The sequence below is a fragment of the Muribaculum sp. genome (genome assembly GCF_029051885.1).
In the GTDB taxonomy this organism is placed as follows: Bacteria; Bacteroidota; Bacteroidia; order Bacteroidales; family Muribaculaceae; genus Muribaculum.
The window spans coordinates 1-2,138 of the sequence record NZ_JAIDKI010000157.1; the positions used below are offsets into that span (position 1 = coordinate 1).

The window sequence follows — 2,138 nt, forward strand, 5'->3', positions numbered from 1 at the left end:
AGTAGCCTTCAAAAGCGATGATTTGCTGAAAAAAGCAGGTGGTGCTGCTGCCTCGGCTGCCGTAGAACAGAAACTGCCGGAGTAGTACAAGATGATAGGCTTCGATGGCATGACCCTTACTGTTGCGGAAGACAAAAGTTTTACGATGAAGAGCTCACGCCTGTCGCTTTCGGGTACAATAGAGCAGGGCAGTGAGGCAGGAGAAATTCTGTTTAAATTTACTGCGCTTAAAAAGATTCCCCTTGGCAGCTATACGGCCCATGTGTCAATCGTCGCCGGACGCATGACTGTTACATTTGATACTACCAAACTGATGGCTTTGGTCAATACTGTCGCCAAGTTTGCCGGCAGCACGTCATTGTCTGCTTTAAATTCCGTGCTTCAGCAATTCGACGGAATGGAAGCCGGATTTGCCATGACTAAACAGCGATAGAATAAGCTGATGTCATAAATTTTAACATATATTTACTTTATAATACTAAAAAAGGTTGCACTTTTGTGCAACCTTTTGCATTGTTGTCGCATCTATCAGACGTATGATACATTTAAAAGACGTACATAAGACCTATCCCGGAGCCGTGCCGCTTCACGTGCTCAAGGGCATCAACCTCGATATTGAACGGGGTGAACTGGTAAGTATCATGGGCGCTTCCGGCTCAGGAAAATCAACGTTGCTCAATATTCTCGGTATCCTGGATAATTATGATTCTGGAGAATATGTGCTTGACAACCGGCTTATCCGTAATCTTGGTGAGAATGCTGCTGCCGATTTGCGTAACCATCTTATCGGTTTTGTATTCCAGTCATTCAATCTTATCAGCTATAAGGATGCTGTCGAGAATGTGGCGCTACCGTTGTTCTACCAGGGAGTATCGCGCCGCAAGCGCAATGCTATGGCCATAGAGCAGCTCGACCGTATGGGACTACGCGAGTGGGCACATCATCTGCCGAGCGAGCTTTCCGGAGGACAGAAACAGCGTGTGGCGATTGCCCGCGCACTTATCACCCATCCTGCCATCATTTTGGCCGATGAGCCTACCGGTGCGCTTGACAGCAAGACTTCTGTCGAGGTGATGAAGATATTCCGTCAGCTCAATGACGAGGGTATGACAACTGTGATTGTGACTCACGACCCGGGAGTGGGTGCTCAGACCAATCGTATTATACGTATATCCGACGGACTCATCATCCCCGATGATATTTCCGGCATGGATAATAAAAAGACTGTGGATGCACATTCTGAGGCTCCGGGTGCTTAGAGCCGAAAAGTAATCTTTGACTATGTTTGATCTTTTCAACGAAATATTGCAGACCATGCGCACCAACAAGTTGCGCACCATACTTACCGGCATCGCTGTCGCGTGGGGTATATTCATGCTTATTGTGTTGCTTGGTTTTGCAAAGGGCGTGCGTACGGCTTTTGAGGATTCACCTATGAGCCAGACCAGCAATGTGCTGCAACTCTGGAGCGGTCGTACATCTATGCCTTTTAATGGATTGGGCGCCGGACGTTCAATATCATTAAGGGAGCGTGATATGGAGGCCTTGCGTCATGATATTGTCGACAATGTTTCGGCCGTGTCAGGTATACTTGAAGGCAACACCGTTGTGATGCGGAGCGATAGCTCAAGCATATCCTCCACATACTCGGGCGTATACCCGATTATGCAGAAGGAAGAGCAGCTGAAAGTTACCAATGGCCGTTTTATCAACGACCGGGATGTAAACGATGCTTCAAAAGTAGTTGTGCTTGAAGAGCGCAATGCAACGACTCTATTCGGTTCGCCACAGCGTGCCATCGGACGCATCCTCGATATCAATGGCCTTGCATTCAAGGTAATCGGTACATACGAGCATCGCTGGATTTCCTCCGTATTTATCCCTTATACCTGTGCCAAGGCTATGAGCGGTTTTTCCGAGGTGCTCGGTACTATACGCGTCAATGTCGAGGGTATGTCGACACAGGAGGAAGCCGATGCTATTGATCGGTCTATCCGTGAATCGATCGGCCGCTCTGAGTCGTTTCATCCCGATGACCGTAGCGCTCTATGGATATGGAATCGTTTTGCCAACTATTTGAGTCAGCAGACAGCTATGAACCGGTCTCTTATAAACATCTTACGCGGCCGCCGATCTTA

The 2,138-nt window shown here is 48.1% G+C and carries 2 protein-coding genes and 1 pseudogene; all 3 read left to right on the plus strand.

Annotated features, from left to right (window positions below):
* Positions 1-433 (plus strand): annotated as a pseudogene (locus K2I50_RS06740) (lipocalin-like domain-containing protein); the annotation flags it as partial.
* 103 nt (positions 434-536) lie between these two features.
* Positions 537-1,259: an ABC transporter ATP-binding protein gene (locus K2I50_RS06745; protein WP_301025480.1), complete on the plus strand. Its 723-nt coding sequence runs from the start codon at positions 537-539 to the stop codon at positions 1,257-1,259.
* Positions 1,260-1,281: 22 nt separating this feature from the next.
* On the plus strand, positions 1,282-2,138 hold an 857-nt coding region (locus tag K2I50_RS06750), incomplete at its 3' end, for an ABC transporter permease (RefSeq protein ID WP_301025481.1).